This window comes from Acetoanaerobium noterae (assembly GCF_900168025.1).
Classification (GTDB): Bacteria; Bacillota; Clostridia; order Peptostreptococcales; family Filifactoraceae; genus Acetoanaerobium; species Acetoanaerobium noterae.
This window is the reverse complement of the sequence record NZ_FUYN01000001.1, coordinates 200,399-225,328: the sequence shown is the minus strand read 5'-3', so window position 1 is coordinate 225,328 and position 24,930 is coordinate 200,399. Positions and strand designations below refer to the sequence as shown.

Sequence of the window (24,930 nt, the reverse complement as noted above, 5' to 3'; positions counted from 1 at the left end):
TATGAAAAATAAACTGCTGATTTTTTTATTGCTAGGAGTTTTTTGTATTAATATAAAGCTTATAGCTGATAACTACAGATTGAAAAATGACTACAAATTAGCCTATCTCTCAGCTGAAAATGTTCAAAGCGAAATGATAGATAATGTTGAATCGAATAATAATCTTGAAAATATAAATAGGCTAATGGTACTTGTAGATAATCTTGAAATTAAAGAGCTAAGTAGTATAGATATAAATTCAAATTACTTGATTTTGACCTTAGAAGTTGCAGATATAGAAAGCTTAAAGCTGATAGAAACAGCTCTATCTGAAGAAATTAAGCTTGGGACACCTGAAATGGAAATATATTTTGATGATAATGGAATAACAGGCTTATTAAAATATAAAGGTGATAGACTATGAGAAAAAACCAAATAATAATTGTATTGCTTATACTGCTTAATATTATAGGCTTAATAATACCATATTCAGTAAAAAATTATAAATTAAGTAAAAATATCAATACACTTCTAACAAATGAGACACAAAATAGTATAATCATAAAAAATAAAGCATTGGATTATAAAAGCCTGAAGCAGCTTCAAGAAATTATTTATAGCTCTGGAATAAGCGATGTTAAGGTTGAAACTACAATGTCAGATACCTTTGGCATGAAGGTGAATTTTTCTGCTGATATTGAATCATCCCAGAATCTTATATCAGAACTACATAATCTAAAAAAAGACATATATTTAAAGGATTCTAAATTTTATTTTGATAAAAATATGCAGTCCTATATTGAACTGGTTGTTAGGAGCAAATAGCTTATGAACAGAAAGGGCTGGATTATTTCAGATATAATAATAAGCATTACTCTGATATTGATGTTTGTAATTCCACTAGTCAATATATATAAAGCCACTTATTATCACATAAATAGCGAGGAAACAAACCAGTTATCTCTAGAATTATTGGAAAATTCTATTAAATCTATAGTTGAATTAGAAGCAAGTAGCTTTCCATTGATAATAAATAATGAAAAATTCGATATAAAAGTAAATGAAATGGTAAGTAACGATGCGAGAATTCAGAAGCTAAGTATTGAAATAAGGCAAAAAAGTGGTGAGTTTATTCATAGCTTTTATTTGTACAAAGAGGTAGAGGATGAAATCTAAGAATAAGGGTGTGACCGTTTTTGTTGTTATTATTGTTATAAGCGTATTAACTTCGATAGGGCTTTCTGTATTATCTACTGCAGTTAACCTTCACAAAACCTCGATTCATAAAGTTCAGTTTGTAGGAAGAAGTCATATGCTTAAATCTAGTTTGATTTATCCTAAGCTTATGATAGAAGACTACTTTAAAGCTGCATTTTTTAATGCAACTAATTCTATAAAAACAAAGTACCAGGCTTACACGGAGGATGAACTTAGCGTCCAGCTAATCAATATTCAAAAAGACTACAAAAGGCTTGTAAAAGATGAAATAATTTTTAGGAATCAGATGGATATTCATATAGATATCAACAAAATTAAATTAGAGCAATGCTTATTTAGAGTTACGGATTTTATATCAGAGGATTCTGAAAGTATAAGCATTACGGTGAAGTCTAGCTTTGATAGCAGAGATTATATAAATAGCTATTCTGGAATTTTTAAAATTAATTTAAAAAATTTAAGTATAGAAGATGTACAGTATATCATGAGGGAAGACTATGATATGCTCTGGCAACTACATAAAGAGGATTTGATTGAGGAGAAATTTTATGCAAGCTACTAAAGAAAAAGGCTATACCTTAATAGAACTTATAGCTGTAATTTCTCTTCTTATGCTATTGAGCGTTCCAGTGATTTCATATGCAAATATAGAAAATTTAAAAGCGGATTTTGCCGTTAGAAGATATGTAAGTGATATTAGATACGTCTATAACAAAAATACCTTTGGTGATATAGATTGCTATTTAAAATATATTTATAGCAATAATGAACATGGGAAAATAGCAATTGGATACTTTATTAACGAAAAAAACACACCTAAAAAAACTGTATATTTTCCTTCAAATCTAAAAGTTTCTAATGAAACAGATACATTTTTAAAATTTGGTGTTAATGGCACCTTAACTTTTTCAGGGGAAACTGTATATATTAACAATATAAATACTGATGATTTTTACAAAGTTACAATTGTACCTATAAGTGGAAGAGTGGCGGTATATAAAAATGAAGATTAACAATAAACATAAAGGATTTACTTTAATAGAGTATGTGATGGCTATAGTATTAACTTTATCACTTACTCTTTTAATTTCTAAAATTTCAATTGGCTTTATCTATACTATGAAATCAGCAAGTGTTAATATTAGTCAAAGAGAAAATGCTCAAGTAATTGAAAAAATTATAAAAAGTGAACTAGAAAGTGATAGCTATATCAGTTCTATGTATATAGAGGATATCGGTAATGTCAAAGCTGAAGCCTTTACTCAGTCTGATATATTGGTGCTCTATTATAAAACCAAAAAGAGCACGGGTAGTGCATATAATATAAATGCAGTTAACTTTATAAAGGATAAGAACAAAATTTTTATTAGAAAAAATCTCTTGTCAGAAAACAATTCATTAGGCTCTATAGGAGGATATGAAATAGCCTCTGGAGTAAAAAACTGTTATTTAGAAAAAACAGGCGATAACTATAAGTTTGTGGTAGAATTAATTGATAATAATTTTATATATAAAAAAGAAATTTATATAAATAAAACAAATAGTGATATATAGCTATGGAGATGGAAAGCTTTGAAAAGAAAAATAAGTATAGTTATTTCCTTGATACTCATCCACAATTTTTTGTTTATAGATATAGCAGTTGCTAGTGATAGACCATATATTACGATTGGTGACAGAGAATTTATAGTAAATTATGAGGATTACACTAGGATTAATAATCAGTTTGAGGGATATAATCCGAAGCTGATTTATCCCTTAGCTCAATTCTCTGCATACTTAGCATCACAAAGCTATAGAAACCCTGTTGAATTAAGAGAAGCTGGCTTGGTCGATTCATCGAATAAATATTTTGGTGAGATACTTAAGAAAAATAATTTCCAAGATATCAAGCTAATTCACAATTACGACAATGCAAGAATTTATATGGATACATTTCTAAAAAGCTATGGCGGCCTATGGAGATTTATAAAAAGAGGAAGCAGTGGAGAGATTGATATAACTGACCCTAGGATTCAGACTCTTGCAAAGGCATCAACTCAGGCTATAGTTGGCTACAAGTGGATTCATGCAAAGGGAAAGAAAAGAAGAGTGATTTCTATTACATTTAGAGGGACAGAAGGACTTAATAATATAAGAAAGCTACATGAAGATTGGTTAATTAGTACTTTATCAAAAAAAATAGATTTTAATGGAAAAGGAAAGGTTCATAGAGGCTACTATACTTGTGCATTGGAGTTTGAGAAAATGGAGTCTAAAATTTATTTTGATAATAAATCTCTGAAAGAAATAATCGATAATGCAAATCAAACAGGAGACTTAATTGTTTTGTCAGGGCATAGCAGTGGAGGAGCGATAGCTTCTATTTATGCGGCTATGCTTATTGATAAAGAAGAAAATAGTTTTCCAAGAGATCAAATTCAAATTTATAGCTTTGGAGCGCCGCCATTCTCTGACAAAGCCTTTTCAAAAATTTATTCATCCTCAGCAAATGCTGACAAGCTACTTAACTTGCATAGAATAGTTGAAAGATATGACATAGTTCCATATTCATCTAGAGGTGCAAAGCTTAAATCATATACTAAAGATATATTTGCAGGAGCGGTTTCTGAAAATGAAACCTTGAGAAAATCAAAGCTTTTAAAAAAGCTATTTAAAACTGAAAGCCCTGAATTTAAACAAATAGGCTATTCTGAGGAATATGAAAACGGACAAAAAATACCTTCAGATGATACGGAGGACACTAGCATGACTACAAGAGATAAGCTTTATTTTTTCATGGAGGAAGTTAATAGCAGAAAGTTATCCCATCATACTATGTCTTGGTATATATCAGTATTGAATAAGGAAGCTTTGAAGCACAAAAGAGGGGATTTAGGAAAGCCAGAAGTTTTTTATAAATATAAAAATAATAAGGTATTTATCTATACCTTAGAAAAATCAGAGATATATTACTCATTTGATACAAGCGCACCTTCTATGAAAAGAACCAATAAAATAAATACAAGTGGGTATGTAGATATTAAGGGGAATATATTAACGTTTTTTGCAATTGATGAGTATGGAAATATGAGCTCGATAAAAAGTGTGGGTCTGAGAAATCCAAGCTTAAGTAAACGACACTACGAGAAAGTCGAGCAATAATTATTTAGAAACTGGGAGGTTTATTATGGCAACTGTTATTCTTAACATGATACTAATTATTGTATTAAGGATCTGTGATGTTTCACTTGCAACTACAAGGACAATTCTACTTACTAAAGGAAAATCCAATATAGCAGCACTAATTGGTTTTTTTGAGGTCATAGTATATATGAAGGTTTTAGGGGATGTAGTAAGCCAGCTTGATAAATGGTGGTACTTACTTGCTTATGCTACTGGTTTTTCACTTGGAAATCTCATTGGTGCAAAATTAGAGCATAGACTTGCTTTTGGAGATGCCCAGATGAGATTAATAATAAGAGAAGAGTATAGATATATAGTAGATGAGCTAAGAGAAAAGGGTTTTGGTGTGACTGTTTTTAAAGGAGAAGGCCGAGAAGGTGAAAGACTTATGGTACTGATAACTCTTAAGCGAAAAAGAGTAAAAGAGGTCTATGACTATCTAAAAGAAAAGGATATTAATGTTTTTGTTTCTGTAAATGATATAACCTCATATTCTGGAGGAGTTATGCATCCAAGGGCTGTAAATCCAAACAATAGAGTATAGATTTTAAAATAATTGACTTTGTTTTATTCACAATAGAAAAGGACTGTGAGAATAACCATTAAATCCAGCATATCGAGGTTAATTTTAAGCTACAATATGCTGGATTAAATGATTATTTCGCAGTCCTTTATGAATTTCTTTATATTTTGAATTGCTTAGATATACGAGGTTTTAGCTATTATGATTGCTAACCCATTACTCGACAGCAAGCTTTAGCTTACTTAAATTTAATCTCATTTTTGAGAAATAATCTTCTCCATCATTTATTTCATCGTCTGTCATGCCCTCTATGGTATATAGAATATCTGATTCTACACCAGTTTCATCGGCAATAGTATTTATGATTTTATCATTTGCTAGCTCTTCGAAAAATAAAACTCTTATACCTTCCTTATTTACTAAATCAGTTATTTCAGAAAGAACTTTCAAGCTAGGCTCGTTTTCAGGAGATATTCCAGACAAACTGTGAAATTCTAATCCATAACGTTCACCTATATAAGAAAAGGCGTTGTGAGATACCACGATTTCTTTTTTATTTTGAATAGCTTCTAGTTGCTTATACTCTAAATCGAGAGTTATAAACTCATCCTTTAGATTTTTTAAATTAGTTTCATAAACAGCTTTATTTGTAGAATCTAGCTTTGATAAATTTTCATAAATTATTTCACTCATTTGCGAAGCTCTAAGAGGGTCAAGCCAAATGTGTGGGTCATATTCTGAGTGGGAATCCTCATCTTCTTCTTCACCATGTGAGTGCTCTACATATGGAAGTGGATTTACCTCTTCCCCAAGACTGATTATCTTGGAGCTTAGAGATTCTGGTAATGAATCAGCCCATGGCTCAAATTCTAATCCGTTTAGAAGTATTAAATCAGCATTTTCTAACTCAGCCATAGTTTTAGCACTGATTTCATAGTGATGAGGCTCAGCTCCAGCAGGCACAATGAGCTTTAAATTTATATAATCATCAGCAATTTTATTTGTGAAATCATAAATTGGGTAAAATGAAGCATATACAGTTAACTTTGAATCCTCGGTATCATCAGTAGAATTCGTATCTGAGCTTGATACTGAACTACTGCATGCGGATAATACAACCATCATAATGAGAAGCAATGAAATTAAACCAGTTTTTTTTGTCATGATTTCCTCCTGTATTCTTAAAAAAGAACTTTATATTTTTAAATTATAATGCTATAATATTAATGCAAATGATTTGCATTAAATACCTACATTTAATATTATACCATAATAAGGTATTTGCTAATCAAAAAATTGAAAGGAGAACAAAATGAAAAAGATTAAAATTATAGGTTTCTCAGCTACATATTTAATTCTTCTTACACCTATTTATGCGAGTGCAATGCATATTATGGAAGGGTTCCTTCCTCCACTTTGGGCGGCTATATGGTCAGTAATAAGCTTGCCTTTTATAGTAGGAGGATTCTCTAAAATAAAAAAAATAACAGATGAATCTCCAAATATGAAGCTTCTTCTTGGACTTGTTGGAGCTTTTGTATTTGTACTTTCAGCTTTAAAGCTTCCATCAGTTACAGGAAGTACATCTCACCCTACTGGAGTAGGTCTTGGAACGATAATATTCGGACCTCTTCCTATGGCAGTAATAGGACTTATTGTATTAATATTTCAAGCATTACTATTGGCGCATGGGGGAATAACTACCTTAGGAGCAAATGTTTTTTCGATGGCTATAGTTGGACCTTTTGCAGGTTATTTTATTTTCAAAGCTCTAAAAGATAAAAATAGAAGCCTTGCAGTATTTTTGGCAGCCATGTTTGCAGATTTGATTACCTATATAGTAACTTCACTACAGCTTGCATTGGCTCATCCTGATGCAGTTAACGGAATTGTAGGCTCATTCACAAAATTTATGGGTATATTTGCAATAACCCAGATTCCACTGGCTATAGGAGAAGGGATATTAACTCTTATCGTCTATAACCTACTAGTTGAATATCAAAAAGAAGGAGGTTTTAATCTTGAAAAAACACATTAATCAATTTCTTCTTTTTATCCTAGTTATTATCATGTTTACACTTCCGCTTATATTTTTAAAGGATGCTCCATTTGAGGGAGCAGATGGAATGGCAGAAGAAGCAATAACTGAAATCAATCCTGAATATGAGCCTTGGTTTAGCTCGCCGATTGAACCAGCGAGTGGAGAAATAGAAAGCTTGCTATTTTCTTTGCAGGCAGGGATTGGAGCAGGATTCATTGGATATTTCTTTGGATATATGAGAGGTAGACGAAAATCTGACAAGTCATAGATTTATAACATATATTAATTTAAAAAAATTAGGCATAACTATTTATTTTTGGTATAATGTATCTTGTCAAATATATAGTTAAGGTGGGATGCACTCTTGGAAAGTCAAAAAAGAAAAGTCATGCTTAGAATTGCTGCGATGATTGCTGCATTTTTAGTGCTTATTGCAGGTGCTATTTGGTTTAAAAGCTGGTGGATTAAAGCTCCACTTATAATACTAGCAGCGGCGCTAGGAGCATTTTTAGTAAGAATAGCTATATCTTACAAGCGAAAGAAGTTTTATTTTGAAGGTAAGGTTTTATCAATTATTCCGCCAAAAGGAAAATTTGGAAAAACATCTGTTATTATGAAAAATGGAAAAGTTTCTAAAAAATTATTTTCTCTTCAAAAACTAAATATGAAGGTTGGAAATGATTATGGAGTTTATTTCGAGGATAAATCAAATGAAATAATTCAGTATCAGCCTATAAAGCCTCAGGTTATGAGACCGACAAAAGGTCAACAATCAAAGCTTCCAATCAAATAACATATTGTAGATATGCAATATAAATTAAAAAATCCGACATTTGTCGGATTTTTTTAATTTAACCTTATATAGCAAGAGTTACACCACTTGATATAATTTTTTTAGTCTACAATCACATCTATATTGATATTATTATTTTATGCTGTGAAGCTTTTCTAGTATTAGGGTTTCAAATTCAATTAATTTATTTGATGCCTCTTCTAATGAAGGTGCTTTTGAATAAAGATAAAGCTTAATTTTTGGCTCAGTTCCAGATGGTCTAAGAGCGTACCAGCAGCCATCATCAAATATAAATTTCACTGCATCAGTTTTTTCTATATCTATTGTTAGAGATTCGTTTGTTAGTAAGTTTTTAGAAAGCTGCTTTTCGTAATCTACCATTTTAGTTAGATTAGAAGAACCTATAGCTGTAGGATATAAATCTCTATATTCTTCCATCATACGTTTGATTCGTTTTTGACCTTCTACACCTTCTAAAACCAATGAAATTGTTTTTTCTTGATAATATCCATATTTTTCAAAAAGCTCATTTAGGACATCAACAAGAGTTTTGCCCTGTTCTTTGTAATAGGCAGCAGCTTCAGCTAGCATCAATGAAGCAGAAACAGCGTCTTTATCTCTTACAAAGGTTCCTATAACGTATCCTATACTTTCCTCATAACCAAAAATAAAATTCTTTTCCTTTGTCTTATCATATTCATTTGGAAGAGCGCAAATATTCTTAAAGCCAGTTAGAACGTTAATCATTTCCACGTTATAATCTTTTGCTATAGCAGTTCCCATATCTCCAGTAACAATGGATTTAACTATAACAGGATTTCTAGGAAGCAGTCCTTTTTCTGTCATGGCTGAAAGTATATAGTTAATTAAAATTACGCCGGTTTGATTTCCATTAAGAGGAACAATTTTATTGTTATGCTTTACTTGAACTGCCAATCTATCACAATCAGGATCAGTTGCGATTAGTAAATCTGCATCTACATCTTTTGCTAATCTTTCAGCATATTCAAAGGCTTTTAAATCCTCAGGGTTAGGATATTCAATTGTTGGGAATGTTCCATCAGGATTTTCCTGCTCTTTTACAACATAAACTTTGTCAAAGCCCTTTTCTTTTAGCACTCGTCTTACAGGAATATTTCCAGCTCCATTTAGAGGTGTATATACTATTTTGATTGATTTATCAATTTCCTCGTCGCGTAGAGAAACGTTCATAACTTCGTTGATATAGCTATCGTCTACTTCCTTTCCTATATCTATCAGTAAGCCTTTTTGTCTTGCTTCTTCCTCTGATATAACGGGAATGTCAGCAAAGGATTTGATTTTTGAAATCTCTTCCAAAACTAAATTTGCTATGTCTGATTTGATTTGTGAACCTTCTTCCCAGTAAACCTTATAACCGTTGTAGTCTTTAGGATTATGGCTTGCTGTTATATTTATTCCAGAGCTACAACCATAGTATCTTATGGTATAAGATAGCTCTGGAGTAGGTCTTAGTGATTCAAAAAGATAGGCTTTTATTCCATTGGCAGCCATTACAAGTGCACTTTGCATAGCAAATTCAGGAGAATAAAGTCTGCAATCATAAGCTATAGCTATGCCCTTGTCTACATATTCAGGGCCATGCTTTTTTATAACCTGAGCTAAAGCGTGAGTAGCTCTGGATATAACATAAATGTTCATTCTGTTAGTACCAGCGCCTATTTTTCCTCTTAGTCCTGCTGTTCCAAATTCAAGCTCTTGATAAAATCTATCTTCGATTTCTTCAGGTTTATTTTCAATAGATTTTAACTCATCTTTAGTAGTTTGATCTATAAAATCATCATTCAACCATTCTAAATAGCTATTCATAATATTGTTATCCATAAAACTGCCTCCTCAATATTTAACATAAAAATATAATACCTTAATTATAAATGCAAGCAATAGAATTCTCAAAGCTTAAATTATTAATAAGCTTATAAATTACACCCTTGAGTTAAATTTCTTTTTGCAAGTTCTTTATTAATTCCATTTAATATATATCTTTTGTTTGCGCTCCATAAAGGTGCTATTAAATCTTCTTTTGAGCCATCTCCAGTGAGCCTATGTATGACGATTTCTTCAGGTATAATAGAGATTAAATCACAGATTAAACTGATATAAGCATCTGCATCCATGATATCAAAAGGATGAATTTTATAATAGCTTTCTAAATCAGTATTTTTTAGGATATGAAGCATATGTAATTTTATACCCCATATTTGTTTTTCAACCAAATAATTTAAAGTTTCGATATAGTGCTTTTTTGTCTCATTTGGTAAATTAAGTATAAGATGTGCTACAGTCCTTATATTATTTTGGTTTAAAGCAGAAATTGCTCCGTCAAAAGCCTCTAAACCATAACCTCTTCGAATAAATTCCTCAGAATGCTTATGAATGCTTTGAAGACCTATTTCAACCCAGAGAAAGGTTTTTTCGTTATAAGTTTTTAAAAGCTTAATGACATCTTTATCAAGACAATCACCTCTAGTAGCTATTGCTAGTCCAACAACATTATCAAACTCTAGAGCTTCATCGTACTTTTCTTTTAGAGTTTTAATATCGGCATATGTATTTGAGAAATTTTGAAAATAAACTATATATTTTGCCTCAGACCATTTTTCTTTTAGTAGAGATATTTGGTTTTTAAGCTGACTTTTTATAGGTAAAGCCCTATCACCGGAAAATTCTCCAGAGCCTCTAGAACTGCAAAATATACACCCACCATAGCCTTTAGAACCATCTCTAGTAGGACAAGTAAAGCCGCCATCTACTGACAATTTTATTACCTTAGTCCCGAATATCTTTTTTAATTCATAATCTAAACTGTGATATCTTTTATCAAGCCACATGTATTCTCCTATCTTTATAACTCATGATTTTATCTACCTTCATATGTATACAATGTTATTATTGTGTTATAATCATTATTATAGCAAAGAAATGATAAAAATATCATAAGGAGTGAATAAAATGCCTGCGAGTGTGTTCACACAGGAAAATTTTGCTCGATTAGATTTAGTTATAGCTCAGCATAAAGGTGAGCAAGGAGCGTTAATGCCAGTTTTATATGAAGCTAAAAAAATATTTGGCTTTATAAGCATAGATATTCAAGAGAGAATCTCTAAAGGTCTTGATATTCCACTTTCAGAAATATATGGAGTAGCATCTTTTTATTCTACATTTTCTGATAAGCAAAAGGGTGAGAATATAATTGCAGTTTGCTTAGGAACAGCATGTTATGTCAAAGGCTCTCAAAAAATTATAGACAAGATATCTAAAAAATTAAATATTGAAGTAGGCGATACCACTTCAGATGGAAAATTTTCATTGGTGCCTGCAAGATGTGTAGGAGCTTGTAGCCTGGCTCCAGTTGTTACTATAAATGCTGATGTATATGGTAAAGCAAAGCTAGATGATATAGATTCTATTTTATCAAATTATTAATAGATTAACTAAAATCAAGCGAGGTGAAGTTATGTTTACAGCAGGAGTTTTGACTGCAAGTGACAAAGGGGCAAAAGGTGAAAGAGCAGATGAAAGTGGTAAGCTAATTGCTTTAGAGCTTGAGAAACTTGGTTACAACGTTGTTGAAAAAATAGTAGTACAGGATGAAATCGATGAAATAACGAGTGCTCTAGAAGAAATGGTAGATAGAGGAATAAATCTTATACTTACTACTGGAGGAACCGGTTTTTCCAAAAGAGATGTTACTCCAGAAGCGACAAAAATGGTCATAGAAAGAGAAACCCCTGGTATCTCAGAAGCAATAAGACATTTTAGCTTTCAAATTACAAAAAAAGCAATGCTGTCAAGAGCAGTTTCTGGAATAAAAAAAGACAGCCTTATCATCAATATGCCGGGTAGTCCTAAGGCTGTGAAAGAAAGCATGGATATAATAATGCCTAGCATAGAGCATGGATTAGAAATATTACTTGGACTCACTGGAGAATGCGCTAGAAAATAGATTTTACACAATCTAAGAAATAGGTGAACGTTATGAGAGACGATTTTAATAGAGAAATTAGCTATTTGAGGATATCTGTGACAGATCTTTGTAATTTTAATTGTGAATACTGTATGCCAGAGGGCATAGAAAAAAAAGACCATAGTGATATATTAAGAATAGAAGAAATTGAGAACATTTGTAAGGTTGCGGCCAGAAATGGAATCAAGAAAATAAGATTAACAGGCGGAGAACCTCTAGTAAGAAAAGGTATTTTGAGCCTTATTAATAAAATTAAAAGTATAGACGAAATAACAGAAGTTGCTATAACTACAAATGGAGTTTTGCTAGATGAAATGGCAAAGGATTTAAAAGCTGCAGGGTTAGATAGAATAAATCTGAGCCTAGATTCAATGGATGAAAATGTATTTCGAAAAATCACAAGAGGACATGAGCTAAGTGAGGTTTATAAAGGATTAGAGTCAGCTTTAGATGCTGGTTTTGAAAATATAAAAATCAACACCGTATTAATTAATAAAGTGAATGACAATGAAATCGGAGACTTTATAGCTCTTACTAAAAATAAATATGAAGTTAGATTTATTGAGCTTATGCCAATTGGAAGCACAGCTCGGTATGCAAAGGAACATTTTTTCAGTGCTGATGAGGTGCTAAAAAGATATCCCCAACTTGAATTGCAAGAAAATACTGACAAATCATCCCCGGCAGCTTATTATAAGCTTCCAAACCATAAATATAGATTAGGGCTTATAAGACCTATCACATGTAATTTTTGCAGTAACTGCAATAGATTGAGATTGACCGCTGATGGCAAGCTCAAGCCTTGTCTTCATTCAGATATGGAAATAGATATAAAAAAAATAGCTTGCAATGATGAGCTTTTAGAAAAGAGCTTTCTATCGGCAATCTCACAAAAGCCAGAAAAACATCATTTAGATGATGGCAAATACATAATACGAGGAATGTCTAAAATCGGAGGATAATTAAAATCAAGGAGGAAACTATATGGCAAAAGTAATAGCAGTTAATATTAGCGAAAAAAAAGGGACAATAAAAAAGCCAGTTTTACATGGAGAGTTTAAGATTGATCACGGTATGGTTGGAGACGCTCATGCTGGGGATTGGCATAGACAAGTTAGTCTTTTAGGTCAAGAGAGTATAGACAAGATGATAAGCATGGGTGCAAAGGATTTAACTCCTGGAAAATTTGCAGAAAACATAACAACAGAGGGAATATGCTTATATGAATTGCCAGTTGGAACTCAGCTAAAGATAGGTGATACTATTCAAGAAGTGACTCAGATAGGAAAAAAATGTCACCATGGATGTGAAATTAAAAACCTTACTGGAGACTGTATCATGCCTAGAGAAGGTATATTTACAAAGATTATAAAAGAAGGTCAGGTAAAGCCTGGAGACGATATAGTTATAATCTAGACACCCATTTTGGGTGTTTTTTGCATTAAGCAAGAGTGATTACATCAGCATGATAATATGATATAATATCAAGGTTAAAGATAAATTTGGAGGTCATTATGAGAGAAACCTATGATATTTTGAAAAATATAGTAAGTGAAGAAGATATATTAACAAAAGAATATATGAAGAATCATACATCGTTTAAAATCGGAGGAAGTGCTGATTTTTTAGTCACCCCTAGAACTGTAGACCAGATTCAAAATCTAATAAAAACGCTGAAAAAAGAAAATATACCTGTATTTATTATGGGAAATGGAAGCAATCTTTTGGTTAGCGACAAAGGGATAAGAGGAGTAGTAATTAAGCTGTCTAAAAATTTCAGTAGCTTTAGTATTTCAGGTGACGAGGTAACAGCTCAGAGCGGAATACTTCTTTCTACTTTATCAAAATCCATTGTAAATGAGTCTTTGTCTGGTTTTGAATTTGCAAGTGGGATTCCTGGAACTATAGGTGGAGCTGTGACTATGAATGCAGGAGCTTATGATTCTGAGATGAAGAATATAGTAGAAGAAGTTGTTGCTATGGACATGGATGGAAATATCAAAACCTTTACAAATCAAGAGATGAACTTTAGATATAGAAAAAGCAGAGTGACTGATGAAACCTTAGTGGTATTAGAGGCTAAGCTTAAGCTTGGAAAAGGTAGTATTGAAGATATCAAAGCAAAAATAGATGATTTTACTGTAAGAAGGACAACTAAGCAACCACTTACGGCATATAGTGCAGGTTCTACATTTAAAAGACCTGAAGGATATTTTGCAGGCAAATTGATTGAAGATGCAGGTCTCAAGGGTATAATTATGAGAAATGCGGCTGTTTCTAGTTTGCATAGTGGGTTTGTTATAAACACTGGAGATGCAACCTGTGAAAATATTCTAGAATTAATAGAGTTTATCAAACTGACCGTTTTTTCTAAATTTGGAGTCATGCTCGAAGAAGAGGTGAGGGTAGTAGGTGAACAATAATCTTAAAGTAGTAGCTGATTACCATACACACACTATATACAGTGATGGCAAAGGTACTATTGAACAAAATGTTAAATCAGCTATAGACAAAGGGCTTGAGATCATAGGAATATCAGATCATGGATACAAGCACATGGGATTTGGGGTTAAATATAACCTTTTTGAGAAAATGCGCTATGAAATTGATTTAATGAAGGAAAAGTATCCTCAAATCAAAATATTACTTGGAGTTGAATGTAATATCTTGGATGATAGAGGAAATATTGATATAGATGATAAAATTTTAGGATATTTTGATTATGTCATGGCAGGCTACCATTTTGGTTCCATGCCTACGAGGTGGACAAGAGGAATGAGAAATCATTTTAATAATTATTTCAAACCCTTAAAATCATTAGAAAAAGCTTATAATACAAGAGCACTTGTTAATGCTATGAGAAACAATGATATTTTTGTTTTAACTCATCCAGGAGATAAAGGGGATGTAGATATAATAGATGTAGCAAAAGCTGCACAGGAGACTAAAACCTATATGGAAATTAATTCGCATCATAAAAATCTCTCAATAGAGCAGCTAAGATTAATAAAAAATATTGATGTTGAATATATTTTAGGCTCGGATTCACATCTGCCAAACCATGTAGGAGATTTTACAAATGCTTTAGAAAGAGCAATTTCAGCTGGGGTAGATATCGATAAGATTGTAAATGTCAGGAGGGTTTAGATCATGCATATAGTTATAGTAACTGGCTTATCAGGTTCTGGCAAAAGTGAAGCAATGAATGTCATGGAAGATATGGGATTTTATTGTGTGGATAACCTTCCACCAGCTTTATTACCTAAGTTTGTAGAGGTATGCTCTTCATCTCAAGGAGCTCTTGATAAGGTAGCTCTAGGCATAGATATCAGGGGCTATAAATTTTTTAAGGATTTGAACGAAAGCCTTAGATTTATGGAAAAGAATGATTATAAATTCGACATAATATTTTTAGAAGCAGATGACAACACTTTGGTAAGAAGATATAAAATGACTAGAAGAAAGCATCCTTTAGCACTTGAAGACAATATATTTCAGGGTATTCAAAGAGAACGTGCAATGCTAGAGGAACTAAAACAGCAATCTGGTTATATTATCAACACTACCAATATGAAGCCGAGTGATTTAAAAGATGAGATAAATAATATATTTAAAGAAGGCAAGGAAAAAACAAATTTGATAATTTCAGTTACCTCATTTGGATTTAAGCATGGTATACCAATAGATGCTGATTTGGTATTTGATGTGAGATTTATGCCAAATCCTTATTATATTGAGGATTTAAAAGAGAAAACTGGTGACGATAAGGAAATCAGAGACTATGTCATGAACTCAAATCAAAGTGTAATATTTAAGGAAAAGCTTCAGGATATGATTGAGTTTTTAATTCCAAATTACATCAAGGAAGGCAAAAATCATTTAGTTATTGCTATTGGCTGTACTGGAGGTAGACACCGTTCTGTTACTATTGCAAACCTGCTGTATGACTTTTTAAAGGATAAAGGGTATAGAGTTTTCAAAAAACATAGAGATTATACTCTAAAATAGGTGAAGTCTATGAAGAAAAAAATAACAGTAATAGGTGGAGGAACAGGCCAAGCTAATCTTCTGAGAGGTCTTAAAAATTACAATATAGATTTGACCGCAGTTGTAACCATGGCTGATGATGGTGGTGGCTCAGGAAAGCTGAGGCAAGAAATTGGAATGCTTCCTCCAGGAGATATCAGAAACTGCATTATAGCTCTATCTGATATTGAACCGGCTATGGAAACTCTTATGCAACATAGATTCAAAGAGGGAAGCCTTAAAGGGCAAAGCTTTGGTAATTTGTTTTTAGCAGCCTTAAATGAAATTTATGGAGATTTTGAATTAGCCATTTCGAAAATATCTGAAATTTTGGCCGTAAGAGGAAGAGCACTGCCTGTGACACTTGAAGATATACACCTTGTTGCAAAGCTCGCAAATGGAAACCTAGTAAACGGTGAATCTAACATAGCCCAGGAGTGTATCAATCAGTCCACTAGAATTGATAAAATACTTTTAAGACCATCAAATGTAGAGGCATTTCCAGAAGCAATAGATAGAATTAATAATTCAGATATTATAGTTTTAGGGCCTGGAAGTCTTTATACTAGCATCATTCCAAATCTTTTGGTTGCAGATGTTGCTAAAGCAATATATGAATCTAAAGCTGTGAAAATATATGTATCCAATATAATGACGGAGTATGGAGAGACTACTGGCTATAGTATTTATAACCATATGAAGGCTATTCTTGACCATAGTATATTTCCAATTATCGATAAAGCAATTATTAATAAAAAGGATATCCCTGGAAATATACTGCAGAAATATTTATACGAAGGTCAAACGCCTTTGTTCCTAGACAAAAAACAGAAAAAGCAGATTCTAGAGCTTGGAATTGAGGTCATACAAGAGGATTTGATTACTATAAAAAACGAGCTACTAATTCATGATAGCGATAAAATATCTAAAGTTATTATGGATTTAGCAAAAAAAACTGATAGTTCTAAAATAAATCAAAGTATTTTATAATTTTTATTTATGTAAATTACTATTTTGAATTTGTATAAATACTAATATATAGTATACTATTATAAAGAAACTTGCAGACTAAATTTACAAGGAGTGAGGGGCAGCATGAGGGAAGAAATAAGTTCTGGTGGAGTCATTGTTTTTGGAAACGCCATCCTTCTCCTAAAAAAATATAATGGAGACTGGGTTTTACCCAAAGGTAAAGTAGAACCTGGAGAAAAGAAAGACGAAGCCGCCCTAAGAGAAGTGTTTGAAGAAAGTGGATTGAAAGCTGAGATAATCAAATATCTAGGAGAAATTCATTACACCTATAAAGAAAATTGGGATGAAAATAAAAGAGTCCATAAAACGGTATATTGGTATCTGATGCATTCCAGAAGTATGGATACAGTCCCTCAAAGAGAAGAGGGCTTCATAGAAGCCAAGTTCATTCATATAGATAGAGTGTTAGAGATGGCAAAGTATGATGACGAAAAAGAAATAATAAAAGTTGCATTAGATGAAATTAACAAAAAATCATATAATAACTCAGGTGATTAAAGTGTCATTTTCAACTCAAGTTAAAAACGAGCTTTCAAGGATTATTCCTGAAGATAAGAATGTTAGAATCGCTGAATTAGCTGCCCTAATTCGCATGAGCGGAAGCCTGCAGCTAATGGGCTACAATAAATTGTCATTCAAGGTTGTTACTGAAAATGCTGCAATTGCAAGAAAAGTTTTTTCTTTGCTAAAAATGTGTTTTAATATTCATGTAGAAATACAGGTTAAGAAAAATAAGAATTTAAAAAAGAACAATACATATTTCTTGTTTGTATCATATGAACAAGGGGCAAATGATATATTAGTAGAAATAGGTATACTAAAAAAAGACGGTAAGGATTATACTATACAAAGTGACATTCCTGAATCCTTCATCTCTGATGAAAAATCAAAGCGTGCATATATTAGAGGAGCTTTTCTAGGTGGGGGATCGATTTCAGATCCAGAAAAGACATATCATATGGAATTTGTTACTGTAGATGACGAGCTAAGTACCTACATAAGAAATTTACTAAACACATATGATTTTAATGCTAAAATAGTACCTAGAAAGAACACCTACGTAGTATATATCAAAGAAAGCAATAATATATCAGATTTACTTAACATAATGGGAGCACATAATGCTCTATTTCAGCTAGAGGACGTTAAGATTATGAAGCAGATGAGAAATGACGTAAATAGGATTGTCAACTGTGAGACAGCAAACCTTACTAAGACAGTAAATGCATCTATGAGACAGATAGAGGCTATAAACTATATTATAAATACAGTAGGTATAGACTACCTTCCAGAAAGTCTTCAGGAAATAGCAGAGCTAAGAGTAGAATATGAAGATTTAAGCCTTAAGGAACTAGGCGAAATGCTAGATAAACCACTTGGAAAATCAGGTGTTAATCATAGATTAAAAAAAATAGAAGATATTGCAAACGAACTAAAAGAAGGGAGAAAGTAAAAATGATAACAAAGGAACTTACAATAAAAAATGAAATAGGATTACATGCAAGACCTGCAGCTCTCTTTGTTCAGACTGCAAACAAATTCTTATCAGATATAATGATAAAAAAAGCAGGAAAAACTGTAAACGCAAAGTCAATAATGGGAGTTATGGCTATGGGGATATCTAAAGGTGAGATGATAGAAATAATAATAGATGGCCCAGATGAGGAAAACGCTATCTCTGCCATAGAGGACCTTATCAACGTAAAATTACTAGAGTCATAATATAAAAAAATAAAAAAAATATAGATTAATAGTGTTGACAAACGATATTAATCTATATATAATTCATATTATTCTAAACGATATAAAACAACTGAATCTTATCCAGAGAGGTGGAGGGACTGGCCCTACGAAACCCGGCAACCAGCTGCATTGCAGCATTGGTGCTAATTCCTGAGGTATTATTACATACCTAAAGATAAGAGATAACTGAAATCTTAGTTTATTAATCTCTTTCTTTGTGAAAGAGATTTTTTTATTTTCAAAAAAATTTCTTATATTCATAAGCAATTTTGATTGGATTAAGGTGTGGAGTTTTTATTTGTTTAGAAGTGGATTAGTCGACAAAATCCGATTTGCAATTTAATTATCAAAAATTAAGGAGGCTAAAATTGATTGACATTAGAAATCTATCAAAGGTATATAGTGATTCCAAAACACCCATAATTGCTCTGGATAATATAAACATTCAGATTGATAAAGGAGAGATATATGGAATCGTAGGGCTAAGTGGAGCTGGAAAGTCTTCGCTTGTCAGATGTATTAACAGAATAGAAGAGCCAACAAGTGGCGAAATTTATATAGATAAAATAAATATAATGGATTTAAATCAAAAGGATTTAAGGAAAACCAGAAAAAAGATTTCGATGATTTTTCAAGGGTTTAATTTGTTAAATAGCAAAACTGTATATGAAAATATAGCATTTCCTCTAAAACTAGATAAGCTTCCAAAATCTGAGATAAATGCTAGAGTAAATGAATTACTAAGCTGGGTTGAGCTTTCAGACAAAGCAAATGCTTATCCTTCACAGCTCAGCGGAGGACAAAAACAAAGAGTTGCTATTGCTAGAGCTCTAGCTAGCAAACCAGATATTTTATTATCGGATGAAGCCACTTCAGCTCTTGACCCTAAAACTACAAATCAAATATTAAGTATGCTTAAAAGGATTAATAAAGAAATGAATATAACTATAGTAGTTATTACTCATGAGATGGAGGTAGTAAAAAGTATCTGCGATAAAACAGTGGTGCTTGAAAATGGAAGGATTATAGCTCAAGGAAATACTATTGATATTTTTTCAAATAAAGATAATTGTAGCCCAGATATATTTTCTAAAGAAGAGTCTTTAGATTATAAAGAGCATTATAAGGGAGAGCTATTAAAGCTTAGCTTTGTGGGAGAGAATGCTAAAAATCCAATAATATCAAATCTCGTAAAGAAGTTTGATTTAGAGCTAAATATTATTTCAGGCAACATTGAATATATACAGGAAAAGCCACTTGGAACTTTGATTGTGGAATTAAAGCGCCATGGTAATCTAAGAACAATTATAGATTATTTAAATAATCACGATGTTCGGGCAGAGGTGTTATAAAATGATTGAACTATTAGATTTACTCATACCATCAATTAATGAAACACTATATATGGTATTTATATCAACTGTATTTACGGTTATTCTTGGACTACCCCTAGGAATACTTCTAGTGATAACAAGAGAAGACAGTGTACTACCAAACAGCAAAATTTATAATAGCTTGTCAATTCTTATAAATATCACAAGGTCAATACCATTTGTAATTTTAATGATATTTATAATTCCTTTTACTAGGCTAGTTGTTGGGAGCTCAATTGGAACGAATGCAGCAATAGTGCCTTTAGTGGTAGCGGCTATTCCTTTCTTCGCAAGACTAGTAGAAGGCTCGATTTTAGAAGTCAATCCCGGTGTAATTGAAGCTGGGGTATCAATGGGAGCATCCCCACTTGAAATAGTATTAAAAATATTAATTCCAGAAGCAATGCCTTCGCTTGTATTAAATGTCACCGTGACAATAATAAATATTATAGGCTATAGTGCAATGGCTGGAGCTGTAGGTGGTGGAGGACTAGGATATCTAGCGATTGGATATGGATATCATAGATTTCAGACAGATGTGATGTTTGCAACAGTAATAATATTAATTATTTTAGTTCAGCTAATTCAAATTTCTGGGAATAAAATTTCAAATTCGATATATAGAAAATAGGAGGATAATAAAATGAATATAAAAAAATTATTAGTATTAATATCAGCTTTAATCGTGGTAGTAGCTTTTGTAGGTTGTGCTTCTCAGCAAGAAGTAGCTAACAGTGACAACGTAATAAAAATAGGAGCCTCACCAGTTCCTCATGCAGAAATACTTGAAGAAATTAAACCTATATTAAAAGAGCAAGGTATTGAACTTGAGATAATTGAATTTACGGATTATGTTACTCCAAACCTAGCACTTGACAGCAAAGAAATAGATGCTAACTTCTTTCAGCATCTTCCGTATCTAGAGTCATTTACAAGAGAAAATAATTTAAAGCTATCTAGTATAGGAAATGTTCATGTTGAGCCTCTAGGACTTTATTCAAAAAAACTAGGCTCAATAGAGGAACTAAAAGATAGCGCTCAGATTGCGATACCAAATGACCCGACAAATGAAGGAAGAGCGCTTATATTACTTGAAAATAATGGCTTAATAAAATTAAAAGAAAACTCTGGACTAGAAGCGACGCTTAAAGATATAGAAAGCAATCCTAAAAACATTGAATTCAAAGAAGTAGAGGCGGCTCAGCTTCCTAGAACCTTAGAAGATGTAGATGCAAGCGTAATAAATACGAACTATGCTATTGAAGCAGGACTGGATTTAACTAAGGATGCCTTATTATCTGAAGGCAAAGAATCTCCCTATGCAAATATACTTGTAGTAAGACCTGAGGATGAAAAAAATGAAAACCTAATCAAAGTACTAAATGCACTTCAAAGTGATGAAGTGAAAAGCTTTATAGAAAAGAAATATGGAGGAGCAGTTGTTCCAGCTTTCTAATAAATTTTAAAAATATATCATCTTTATGCTACAATAGAGTTAAAGGAAATCATAAAATGAATTCTTATAAAGTAGTGTTGGATGGTGGTAATTATGGATAAGAAATTTGTGCATCTTCATCTTCATACTCAGTATAGTTTGCTGGATGGATTTGCCAAAATTGATAAACTAATACAACGCGCCAAGGATTACTCAATGGATGCTGTAGCAATAACAGACCATGGAGTTATGTTTGGCGTTATTGATTTTTATAAAAAAGCAAAGGCAAATGGAATTAAGCCTATAATAGGCTGTGAGGTATATACAGCCTCAAGAACATATAAGGACAAAGAAGGAATAGATAAAAAATCAGGGCATCTAATACTTCTTGCAGAAAATGAAAAGGGCTATAGAAATCTAGTAAAGCTAGTATCTATGGGTTTTGTTGAGGGCTTTTATTATAAACCTAGAATAGACTACAAAATACTAAAGGAGCATTCAGAGGGATTAATTGGACTATCGGCCTGTCTAGCAGGAGAAATCCAGCAAAAGCTTATGAATGGTCAATATAAAGAAGCGAAAGAAATTGCACTTATGCTCAGAGATATATTTGGTGAAAACAATTTTTTTCTAGAGCTTCAAGACCACGGAATAAGAGAGCAGAAAAAGGTAAATATATTTCTTAGAAAGCTTTCACAGGACACGGGGATACCTCTAGTAGCAACCAATGATGTGCATTATGTGGATAAGGACGATGCTAAAACCCATGATATTCTCTTATGTATCCAAACTGGAAAAACCTTAGCAGATGAGCATAAAATGGAATTTGAAACAGATGAATTCTATTTTAAGTCGCAATCAGAAATGTATGAACTGTTTCCAGATGATGCGCAGGCACTTAGAAATACTTGGAAAATTGCCAATAGATGTAATGTGGACTTTGATTTTAATACTATTCATTTGCCTGAGTACAGCGTACCGGAAAACAAAGCTCCTAGCGAGTATCTTAGACAGCTGTGCCAAAATGGCCTCGTAGATAGATATAAAACCATAGATTCTAAGCTTCAAGAAAGACTGGATTTTGAACTTAATGTAATAGAAAATATGGGTTATGTTGAATACTTCCTTATAGTTTGGGATTTTATAGATTTTTCGAAAAGAAGCAATATAATGGTAGGCCCAGGTAGAGGCTCTGCGGCTGGTTCAATTGTAGCCTATACTCTAGGTATTACTGATATAGACCCAATAAAATATGGCTTGCTATTTGAACGCTTTTTAAACCCTGAGAGAGTTTCGATGCCAGATATAGATATAGATTTTTGCTATGAAAAAAGAGAAAAAGTAATTGATTATGTAAGAGAAAAATATGGAAGCGACCATGTATCACAAATCATAACCTTTGGAACCCTTGGAGCTCGTTCATCTATACGAGATGTAGGAAGAGTTATGGGAATAAGCTACAGTGATGTGGATAAAGTAGCAAAGGAAATACCTTTTGCCCTAAACATGACAATTGAAAAGGCGCTTGATTTAAATCCTAATCTAAGAAAAATATACAACGAAGATGAAAAAGCAAGAGAGCTTATAGATGTAGCCAAAAACGTAGAGGGCTTGCCAAGACATGCTTCTACTCACGCAGCAGGAGTTGTTATATCAAAGGAGCCGGTAGACCACTATGTACCTTTATATACTCAAGATAACGCTGTGACTACTCAGTTTCCTATGACCACTCTAGAAGAACTAGGGCTACTTAAAATGGATTTTTTAGGGCTTCGTACTCTTACAGTTATCCAAAAGGCAATAGATATAATATTAAGAACAAGAAATATAACCATAGATTTTTCAAATAGCGATTACGATGATAAGGCAGTATATGAGCTTCTTTCGTCTGGAGATACTCTAGGCGTATTTCAGCTTGAAAGCAGTGGCATGAGACAGTTTATGAAAGAGCTTAAGCCAGAGACCTTCGAAGATATAGTAGCTGGAATTTCGCTTTACAGACCAGGGCCAATGGATTCTATTCCTTTATATATAAAGAATAAAAACAATCCTGATTCTGTAGTTTACGACCATGAATCAATACGCCCTATATTGGAAGTAACTAGAGGAATATTAGTATATCAAGAGCAGGTTATGCAAGTGGTTAGAGATTTAGCTGGATACTCCTATGGCAGGTCAGACCTAGTTAGAAGAGCTATGAGTAAGAAAAAAATGGATGTCATGGAAGAAGAAAGACGTAATTTTGTATATGGAAAAGAAGACGAAAATGGAAATATAGAAATTAATGGATGTGTAAGAAATGGGATTCCAGAAAAAATAGCCAACAAAATATTTGATGATATGATAGATTTTGCAAATTATGCTTTTAATAAATCTCATGCAGCGGCTTACGCTGTGCTTGCTTATGAAACAGCATATTTAAAGGCTTACTATCCTGTTGAATTTATGGCGGCTATAATGACGAGTGTCATGGGAAATACAGATAAAGTTGTAGAGTATATCAGAGAATGCGAAAGGCTAAAAATAGAAGTCCTAAAGCCAGATGTCAACAAAAGCTTCACAGAGTTTGCAGTTGAAAATAACCACATAAGATATAGCCTATGTGCAGTAAAAAATGTAGGAGTACATTTTGTGGAAAATCTGGTAGCTGAAAGAGAAGAAAAGGGCATATATATTGATTTTGATGACTTTGCAAGAAGACTAGATAAAAAGGATATAAACAAAAGAACCATTGAGAGCCTTATAAAATGTGGAGCCTTTGATGAGCTGATACCAAATAGAGCTAGTATCATGGCTGGATATGAAAAAATCCTTTCTAGTATTTCAAATTCAAGGAAAAATAATATAGAAGGACAGGTTTCTCTTTTTGATACTCAGCTTCAAAATGAAGTAAAAGCTAAAATTATAGAGCTTTCTGAGTTTAATGATAAAGAAAAGCTTCAGATGGAAAAAGAAGTACTTGGACTTTACTTAAGTGGTCATCCACTTAATGAATATAAGGATATGCTATCTAGAATAACAACTACAACAACCTTGACGCTAAGAGAAATGAAAGATAATTACATTGAAAACCAATTCAAAGACAATATGAGCGTAAAAATTGGTGGAGTAATAAATAAGAAAAGCATAAAATCGACTAAGAATAAAGACATGATGGCTTTTTTAACCCTAGAGGACATATACGGAACAGTGGAAATAATAGTGTTTCCCAAAATTTTTCTTAAAGAGTCTTCTCTTTTGCAAGAAGATGTAGCAATCCTAGTTCACGGAAGATTATCCTTAAAGGAAGACGAAGAACCAAAAATAATTGCAGAAAAAATTGAATCTCTTTCAAATCAAATGGATAATTCTCTATATTTAAGGGTAAATAATATTGAGGACAAAGACTTGCTAAAAGAAATAAAAAAAGTAATAAATCAATATCCTGGAAACACCTATATTTATTATTTTGACAGCAAATCAAAAAAAGTATTTGCTCCTCAAAAAATAGAAGCTGTAGAATTATGCGAGGAATTGCTCGAAGAGTTAGCAGATATAATAGGTGAAGAGAATATTAAGATAAAGTAAAAATAAAATCAAGCACTATGAATAACGGC

The 24,930-nt window shown here is 32.4% G+C and carries 29 protein-coding genes and 1 riboswitch; of the genes, 26 read left to right on the top strand and 3 right to left on the bottom strand.

The genetic code is table 11. The annotated features are described in order from the left end of the window. Position 1 precedes the first annotated feature (1 nt). The 8 genes from B5X47_RS01105 to B5X47_RS01070 are packed head-to-tail and all read left to right on the top strand — an operon-like array spanning position 2 to position 4,906. Positions 2 to 403 (top strand): hypothetical protein, encoded by a 402-nt coding sequence (locus B5X47_RS01105; RefSeq protein ID WP_079588388.1) that lies wholly within the window; start codon positions 2 to 4, stop codon positions 401 to 403. After that, positions 400 to 804: a hypothetical protein gene (locus B5X47_RS01100; RefSeq protein ID WP_079588387.1), complete on the top strand. Its 405-nt coding sequence runs from the start codon at positions 400 to 402 to the stop codon at positions 802 to 804. The genes B5X47_RS01105 and B5X47_RS01100 overlap by 4 nt, the downstream gene beginning before the upstream one ends. A 3-nt stretch (positions 805 to 807) precedes the next feature. Further along, positions 808 to 1,155, top strand: a complete 348-nt coding sequence (locus tag B5X47_RS01095) for a hypothetical protein (RefSeq protein ID WP_079588386.1) — start codon at positions 808 to 810, stop codon at positions 1,153 to 1,155. Then, positions 1,145 to 1,759 carry a hypothetical protein gene (locus B5X47_RS01090; protein ID WP_079588385.1) on the top strand — a complete coding sequence of 205 codons (615 nt, stop codon included), beginning with the start codon at positions 1,145 to 1,147 and terminating at the stop codon, positions 1,757 to 1,759. Before B5X47_RS01095 ends, B5X47_RS01090 begins: the two co-directional genes overlap by 11 nt. Further along, positions 1,746 to 2,210, top strand: a complete 465-nt coding sequence (locus tag B5X47_RS01085; RefSeq protein WP_079588384.1) for a pilus assembly FimT family protein — start codon at positions 1,746 to 1,748, stop codon at positions 2,208 to 2,210. The genes B5X47_RS01090 and B5X47_RS01085 overlap by 14 nt, the downstream gene beginning before the upstream one ends. Beyond that, positions 2,200 to 2,751: a hypothetical protein gene (locus tag B5X47_RS01080; RefSeq protein WP_079588383.1), complete on the top strand. Its 552-nt coding sequence runs from the start codon at positions 2,200 to 2,202 to the stop codon at positions 2,749 to 2,751. The genes B5X47_RS01085 and B5X47_RS01080 overlap by 11 nt, the downstream gene beginning before the upstream one ends. A gap of 18 nt (positions 2,752 to 2,769) precedes the next feature. Beyond that, positions 2,770 to 4,341, top strand: coding sequence for a lipase family protein (locus B5X47_RS01075; protein WP_079588382.1), 1,572 nt, complete (start codon positions 2,770 to 2,772; stop codon positions 4,339 to 4,341). A gap of 25 nt (positions 4,342 to 4,366) precedes the next feature. Next, positions 4,367 to 4,906 carry a DUF2179 domain-containing protein gene (locus B5X47_RS01070; protein WP_079588381.1) on the top strand — a complete coding sequence of 180 codons (540 nt, stop codon included), beginning with the start codon at positions 4,367 to 4,369 and terminating at the stop codon, positions 4,904 to 4,906. Between the two features lie 195 nt (positions 4,907 to 5,101). Here B5X47_RS01070 and B5X47_RS01065 read toward each other — a convergent pair whose 3' ends face one another. After that, positions 5,102 to 6,049, bottom strand: coding sequence for a metal ABC transporter substrate-binding protein (locus tag B5X47_RS01065; RefSeq protein ID WP_079588380.1), 948 nt, complete (start codon positions 6,047 to 6,049; stop codon positions 5,102 to 5,104). A gap of 148 nt (positions 6,050 to 6,197) precedes the next feature. Between B5X47_RS01065 and B5X47_RS01060 the strand changes: the two genes are divergently transcribed. From B5X47_RS01060 to B5X47_RS01050, 3 genes are all read left to right on the top strand, one after another. Further along, a complete protein-coding gene (locus tag B5X47_RS01060) occupies positions 6,198 to 6,923 on the top strand; it encodes an energy-coupling factor ABC transporter permease (protein ID WP_079588379.1) in 726 nt (241 codons plus the stop codon). Continuing rightward, positions 6,907 to 7,194: an energy-coupling factor ABC transporter substrate-binding protein gene (locus B5X47_RS01055; protein ID WP_013361880.1), complete on the top strand. Its 288-nt coding sequence runs from the start codon at positions 6,907 to 6,909 to the stop codon at positions 7,192 to 7,194. Before B5X47_RS01060 ends, B5X47_RS01055 begins: the two co-directional genes overlap by 17 nt. A 96-nt stretch (positions 7,195 to 7,290) precedes the next feature. Then, positions 7,291 to 7,719 (top strand): hypothetical protein, encoded by a 429-nt coding sequence (locus tag B5X47_RS01050; RefSeq protein WP_242950979.1) that lies wholly within the window; start codon positions 7,291 to 7,293, stop codon positions 7,717 to 7,719. Between the two features lie 132 nt (positions 7,720 to 7,851). Here the strand turns inward: B5X47_RS01050 and B5X47_RS01045 are convergent, their stop codons facing one another. Continuing rightward, a complete protein-coding gene (locus tag B5X47_RS01045; protein WP_079588378.1) occupies positions 7,852 to 9,582 on the bottom strand; it encodes a phospho-sugar mutase in 1,731 nt (576 codons plus the stop codon). Between the two features lie 92 nt (positions 9,583 to 9,674). Continuing rightward, positions 9,675 to 10,589: a tRNA modification radical SAM protein MnmL/YtqA gene (locus B5X47_RS01040; protein ID WP_079588377.1), complete on the bottom strand. Its 915-nt coding sequence runs from the start codon at positions 10,587 to 10,589 to the stop codon at positions 9,675 to 9,677. Between the two features lie 121 nt (positions 10,590 to 10,710). Between B5X47_RS01040 and B5X47_RS01035 the strand changes: the two genes are divergently transcribed. From B5X47_RS01035 to B5X47_RS00965, 15 genes are all read left to right on the top strand, one after another. Beyond that, on the top strand, positions 10,711 to 11,184 hold the full coding sequence (locus tag B5X47_RS01035) for an NADH-quinone oxidoreductase subunit NuoE family protein (protein ID WP_013361876.1): 474 nt from the start codon (positions 10,711 to 10,713) through the stop codon (positions 11,182 to 11,184). Positions 11,185 to 11,215: 31 nt separating this feature from the next. Further along, positions 11,216 to 11,704 (top strand): MogA/MoaB family molybdenum cofactor biosynthesis protein, encoded by a 489-nt coding sequence (locus B5X47_RS01030; protein WP_013361875.1) that lies wholly within the window; start codon positions 11,216 to 11,218, stop codon positions 11,702 to 11,704. A 32-nt stretch (positions 11,705 to 11,736) separates the two neighbouring features. Then, the gene (gene moaA / locus B5X47_RS01025) at positions 11,737 to 12,687 is read left to right on the top strand and encodes a GTP 3',8-cyclase MoaA (RefSeq protein ID WP_079588376.1); all 951 of its coding nucleotides are present in this window, start codon (positions 11,737 to 11,739) and stop codon (positions 12,685 to 12,687) included. Positions 12,688 to 12,709: 22 nt separating this feature from the next. Continuing rightward, positions 12,710 to 13,141 (top strand): MOSC domain-containing protein, encoded by a 432-nt coding sequence (locus tag B5X47_RS01020; protein WP_013361873.1) that lies wholly within the window; start codon positions 12,710 to 12,712, stop codon positions 13,139 to 13,141. Between the two features lie 98 nt (positions 13,142 to 13,239). Further along, complete coding sequence (murB, locus tag B5X47_RS01015; RefSeq protein ID WP_079588375.1) at positions 13,240 to 14,148, top strand: UDP-N-acetylmuramate dehydrogenase; 909 nt, start codon at positions 13,240 to 13,242, stop codon at positions 14,146 to 14,148. Further along, positions 14,138 to 14,872 (top strand): PHP domain-containing protein, encoded by a 735-nt coding sequence (locus B5X47_RS01010; RefSeq protein ID WP_079588374.1) that lies wholly within the window; start codon positions 14,138 to 14,140, stop codon positions 14,870 to 14,872. The genes murB and B5X47_RS01010 overlap by 11 nt, the downstream gene beginning before the upstream one ends. Before the next feature lie 3 nt (positions 14,873 to 14,875). Then, a complete protein-coding gene (gene rapZ / locus B5X47_RS01005; protein ID WP_013361870.1) occupies positions 14,876 to 15,733 on the top strand; it encodes an RNase adapter RapZ in 858 nt (285 codons plus the stop codon). 9 nt (positions 15,734 to 15,742) lie between these two features. Beyond that, entirely contained in the window at positions 15,743 to 16,741 is a 999-nt protein-coding gene (locus B5X47_RS01000; RefSeq protein WP_079588373.1) for a gluconeogenesis factor YvcK family protein, read from the top strand. A 105-nt stretch (positions 16,742 to 16,846) separates the two neighbouring features. Next, the gene (locus B5X47_RS00995; RefSeq protein ID WP_013361868.1) at positions 16,847 to 17,281 is read left to right on the top strand and encodes an NUDIX hydrolase; all 435 of its coding nucleotides are present in this window, start codon (positions 16,847 to 16,849) and stop codon (positions 17,279 to 17,281) included. Between the two features lies 1 nt (position 17,282). Continuing rightward, positions 17,283 to 18,236 carry a DNA-binding protein WhiA gene (whiA, locus tag B5X47_RS00990; protein ID WP_041487162.1) on the top strand — a complete coding sequence of 318 codons (954 nt, stop codon included), beginning with the start codon at positions 17,283 to 17,285 and terminating at the stop codon, positions 18,234 to 18,236. A 2-nt stretch (positions 18,237 to 18,238) separates the two neighbouring features. After that, entirely contained in the window at positions 18,239 to 18,505 is a 267-nt protein-coding gene (locus B5X47_RS00985) for an HPr family phosphocarrier protein (RefSeq protein WP_013361866.1), read from the top strand. A gap of 95 nt (positions 18,506 to 18,600) precedes the next feature. Then, positions 18,601 to 18,708, top strand: a riboswitch (SAM riboswitch). A 186-nt stretch (positions 18,709 to 18,894) separates the two neighbouring features. Then, the gene (locus B5X47_RS00980) at positions 18,895 to 19,878 is read left to right on the top strand and encodes a methionine ABC transporter ATP-binding protein (RefSeq protein WP_079588372.1); all 984 of its coding nucleotides are present in this window, start codon (positions 18,895 to 18,897) and stop codon (positions 19,876 to 19,878) included. A 1-nt stretch (position 19,879) separates the two neighbouring features. Further along, positions 19,880 to 20,530: a methionine ABC transporter permease gene (locus B5X47_RS00975; RefSeq protein ID WP_079588371.1), complete on the top strand. Its 651-nt coding sequence runs from the start codon at positions 19,880 to 19,882 to the stop codon at positions 20,528 to 20,530. A gap of 12 nt (positions 20,531 to 20,542) precedes the next feature. Beyond that, positions 20,543 to 21,355 (top strand): MetQ/NlpA family ABC transporter substrate-binding protein, encoded by an 813-nt coding sequence (locus tag B5X47_RS00970; protein ID WP_200805059.1) that lies wholly within the window; start codon positions 20,543 to 20,545, stop codon positions 21,353 to 21,355. Between the two features lie 93 nt (positions 21,356 to 21,448). Continuing rightward, positions 21,449 to 24,901: a DNA polymerase III subunit alpha gene (locus B5X47_RS00965; RefSeq protein ID WP_079588370.1), complete on the top strand. Its 3,453-nt coding sequence runs from the start codon at positions 21,449 to 21,451 to the stop codon at positions 24,899 to 24,901. Positions 24,902 to 24,930: the final 29 nt, after the last annotated feature.

Excerpts from the sequence above, each read along its gene's own strand:
- B5X47_RS01105 (WP_079588388.1), top strand. The coding sequence starts at position 2 with ATGAAAAATAAACTGCTGATTTTTTTATTGCTAGGAGTTTTTTGTATT.
- B5X47_RS01100 (WP_079588387.1), top strand. The coding sequence starts at position 400 with ATGAGAAAAAACCAAATAATAATTGTATTGCTTATACTGCTTAATATT.
- B5X47_RS01095 (WP_079588386.1), top strand. The coding sequence starts at position 808 with ATGAACAGAAAGGGCTGGATTATTTCAGATATAATAATAAGCATTACT.
- B5X47_RS01090 (WP_079588385.1), top strand. The coding sequence starts at position 1,145 with ATGAAATCTAAGAATAAGGGTGTGACCGTTTTTGTTGTTATTATTGTT.
- B5X47_RS01085 (WP_079588384.1), top strand. The coding sequence starts at position 1,746 with ATGCAAGCTACTAAAGAAAAAGGCTATACCTTAATAGAACTTATAGCT.
- B5X47_RS01080 (WP_079588383.1), top strand. The coding sequence starts at position 2,200 with ATGAAGATTAACAATAAACATAAAGGATTTACTTTAATAGAGTATGTG.
- B5X47_RS01070 (WP_079588381.1), top strand. The coding sequence starts at position 4,367 with ATGGCAACTGTTATTCTTAACATGATACTAATTATTGTATTAAGGATC.
- B5X47_RS01065 (WP_079588380.1), bottom strand. The coding sequence starts at position 6,049 with ATGACAAAAAAAACTGGTTTAATTTCATTGCTTCTCATTATGATGGTT.
- B5X47_RS01060 (WP_079588379.1), top strand. The coding sequence starts at position 6,198 with ATGAAAAAGATTAAAATTATAGGTTTCTCAGCTACATATTTAATTCTT.
- B5X47_RS01045 (WP_079588378.1), bottom strand. The coding sequence starts at position 9,582 with ATGGATAACAATATTATGAATAGCTATTTAGAATGGTTGAATGATGAT.
- B5X47_RS01040 (WP_079588377.1), bottom strand. The coding sequence starts at position 10,589 with ATGTGGCTTGATAAAAGATATCACAGTTTAGATTATGAATTAAAAAAG.
- B5X47_RS01035 (WP_013361876.1), top strand. The coding sequence starts at position 10,711 with ATGCCTGCGAGTGTGTTCACACAGGAAAATTTTGCTCGATTAGATTTA.
- B5X47_RS01030 (WP_013361875.1), top strand. The coding sequence starts at position 11,216 with ATGTTTACAGCAGGAGTTTTGACTGCAAGTGACAAAGGGGCAAAAGGT.
- moaA (WP_079588376.1), top strand. The coding sequence starts at position 11,737 with ATGAGAGACGATTTTAATAGAGAAATTAGCTATTTGAGGATATCTGTG.
- B5X47_RS01020 (WP_013361873.1), top strand. The coding sequence starts at position 12,710 with ATGGCAAAAGTAATAGCAGTTAATATTAGCGAAAAAAAAGGGACAATA.
- murB (WP_079588375.1), top strand. The coding sequence starts at position 13,240 with ATGAGAGAAACCTATGATATTTTGAAAAATATAGTAAGTGAAGAAGAT.
- rapZ (WP_013361870.1), top strand. The coding sequence starts at position 14,876 with ATGCATATAGTTATAGTAACTGGCTTATCAGGTTCTGGCAAAAGTGAA.
- B5X47_RS01000 (WP_079588373.1), top strand. The coding sequence starts at position 15,743 with ATGAAGAAAAAAATAACAGTAATAGGTGGAGGAACAGGCCAAGCTAAT.
- B5X47_RS00995 (WP_013361868.1), top strand. The coding sequence starts at position 16,847 with ATGAGGGAAGAAATAAGTTCTGGTGGAGTCATTGTTTTTGGAAACGCC.
- B5X47_RS00985 (WP_013361866.1), top strand. The coding sequence starts at position 18,239 with ATGATAACAAAGGAACTTACAATAAAAAATGAAATAGGATTACATGCA.
- B5X47_RS00975 (WP_079588371.1), top strand. The coding sequence starts at position 19,880 with ATGATTGAACTATTAGATTTACTCATACCATCAATTAATGAAACACTA.
- B5X47_RS00970 (WP_200805059.1), top strand. The coding sequence starts at position 20,543 with ATGAATATAAAAAAATTATTAGTATTAATATCAGCTTTAATCGTGGTA.
- B5X47_RS00965 (WP_079588370.1), top strand. The coding sequence starts at position 21,449 with ATGGATAAGAAATTTGTGCATCTTCATCTTCATACTCAGTATAGTTTG.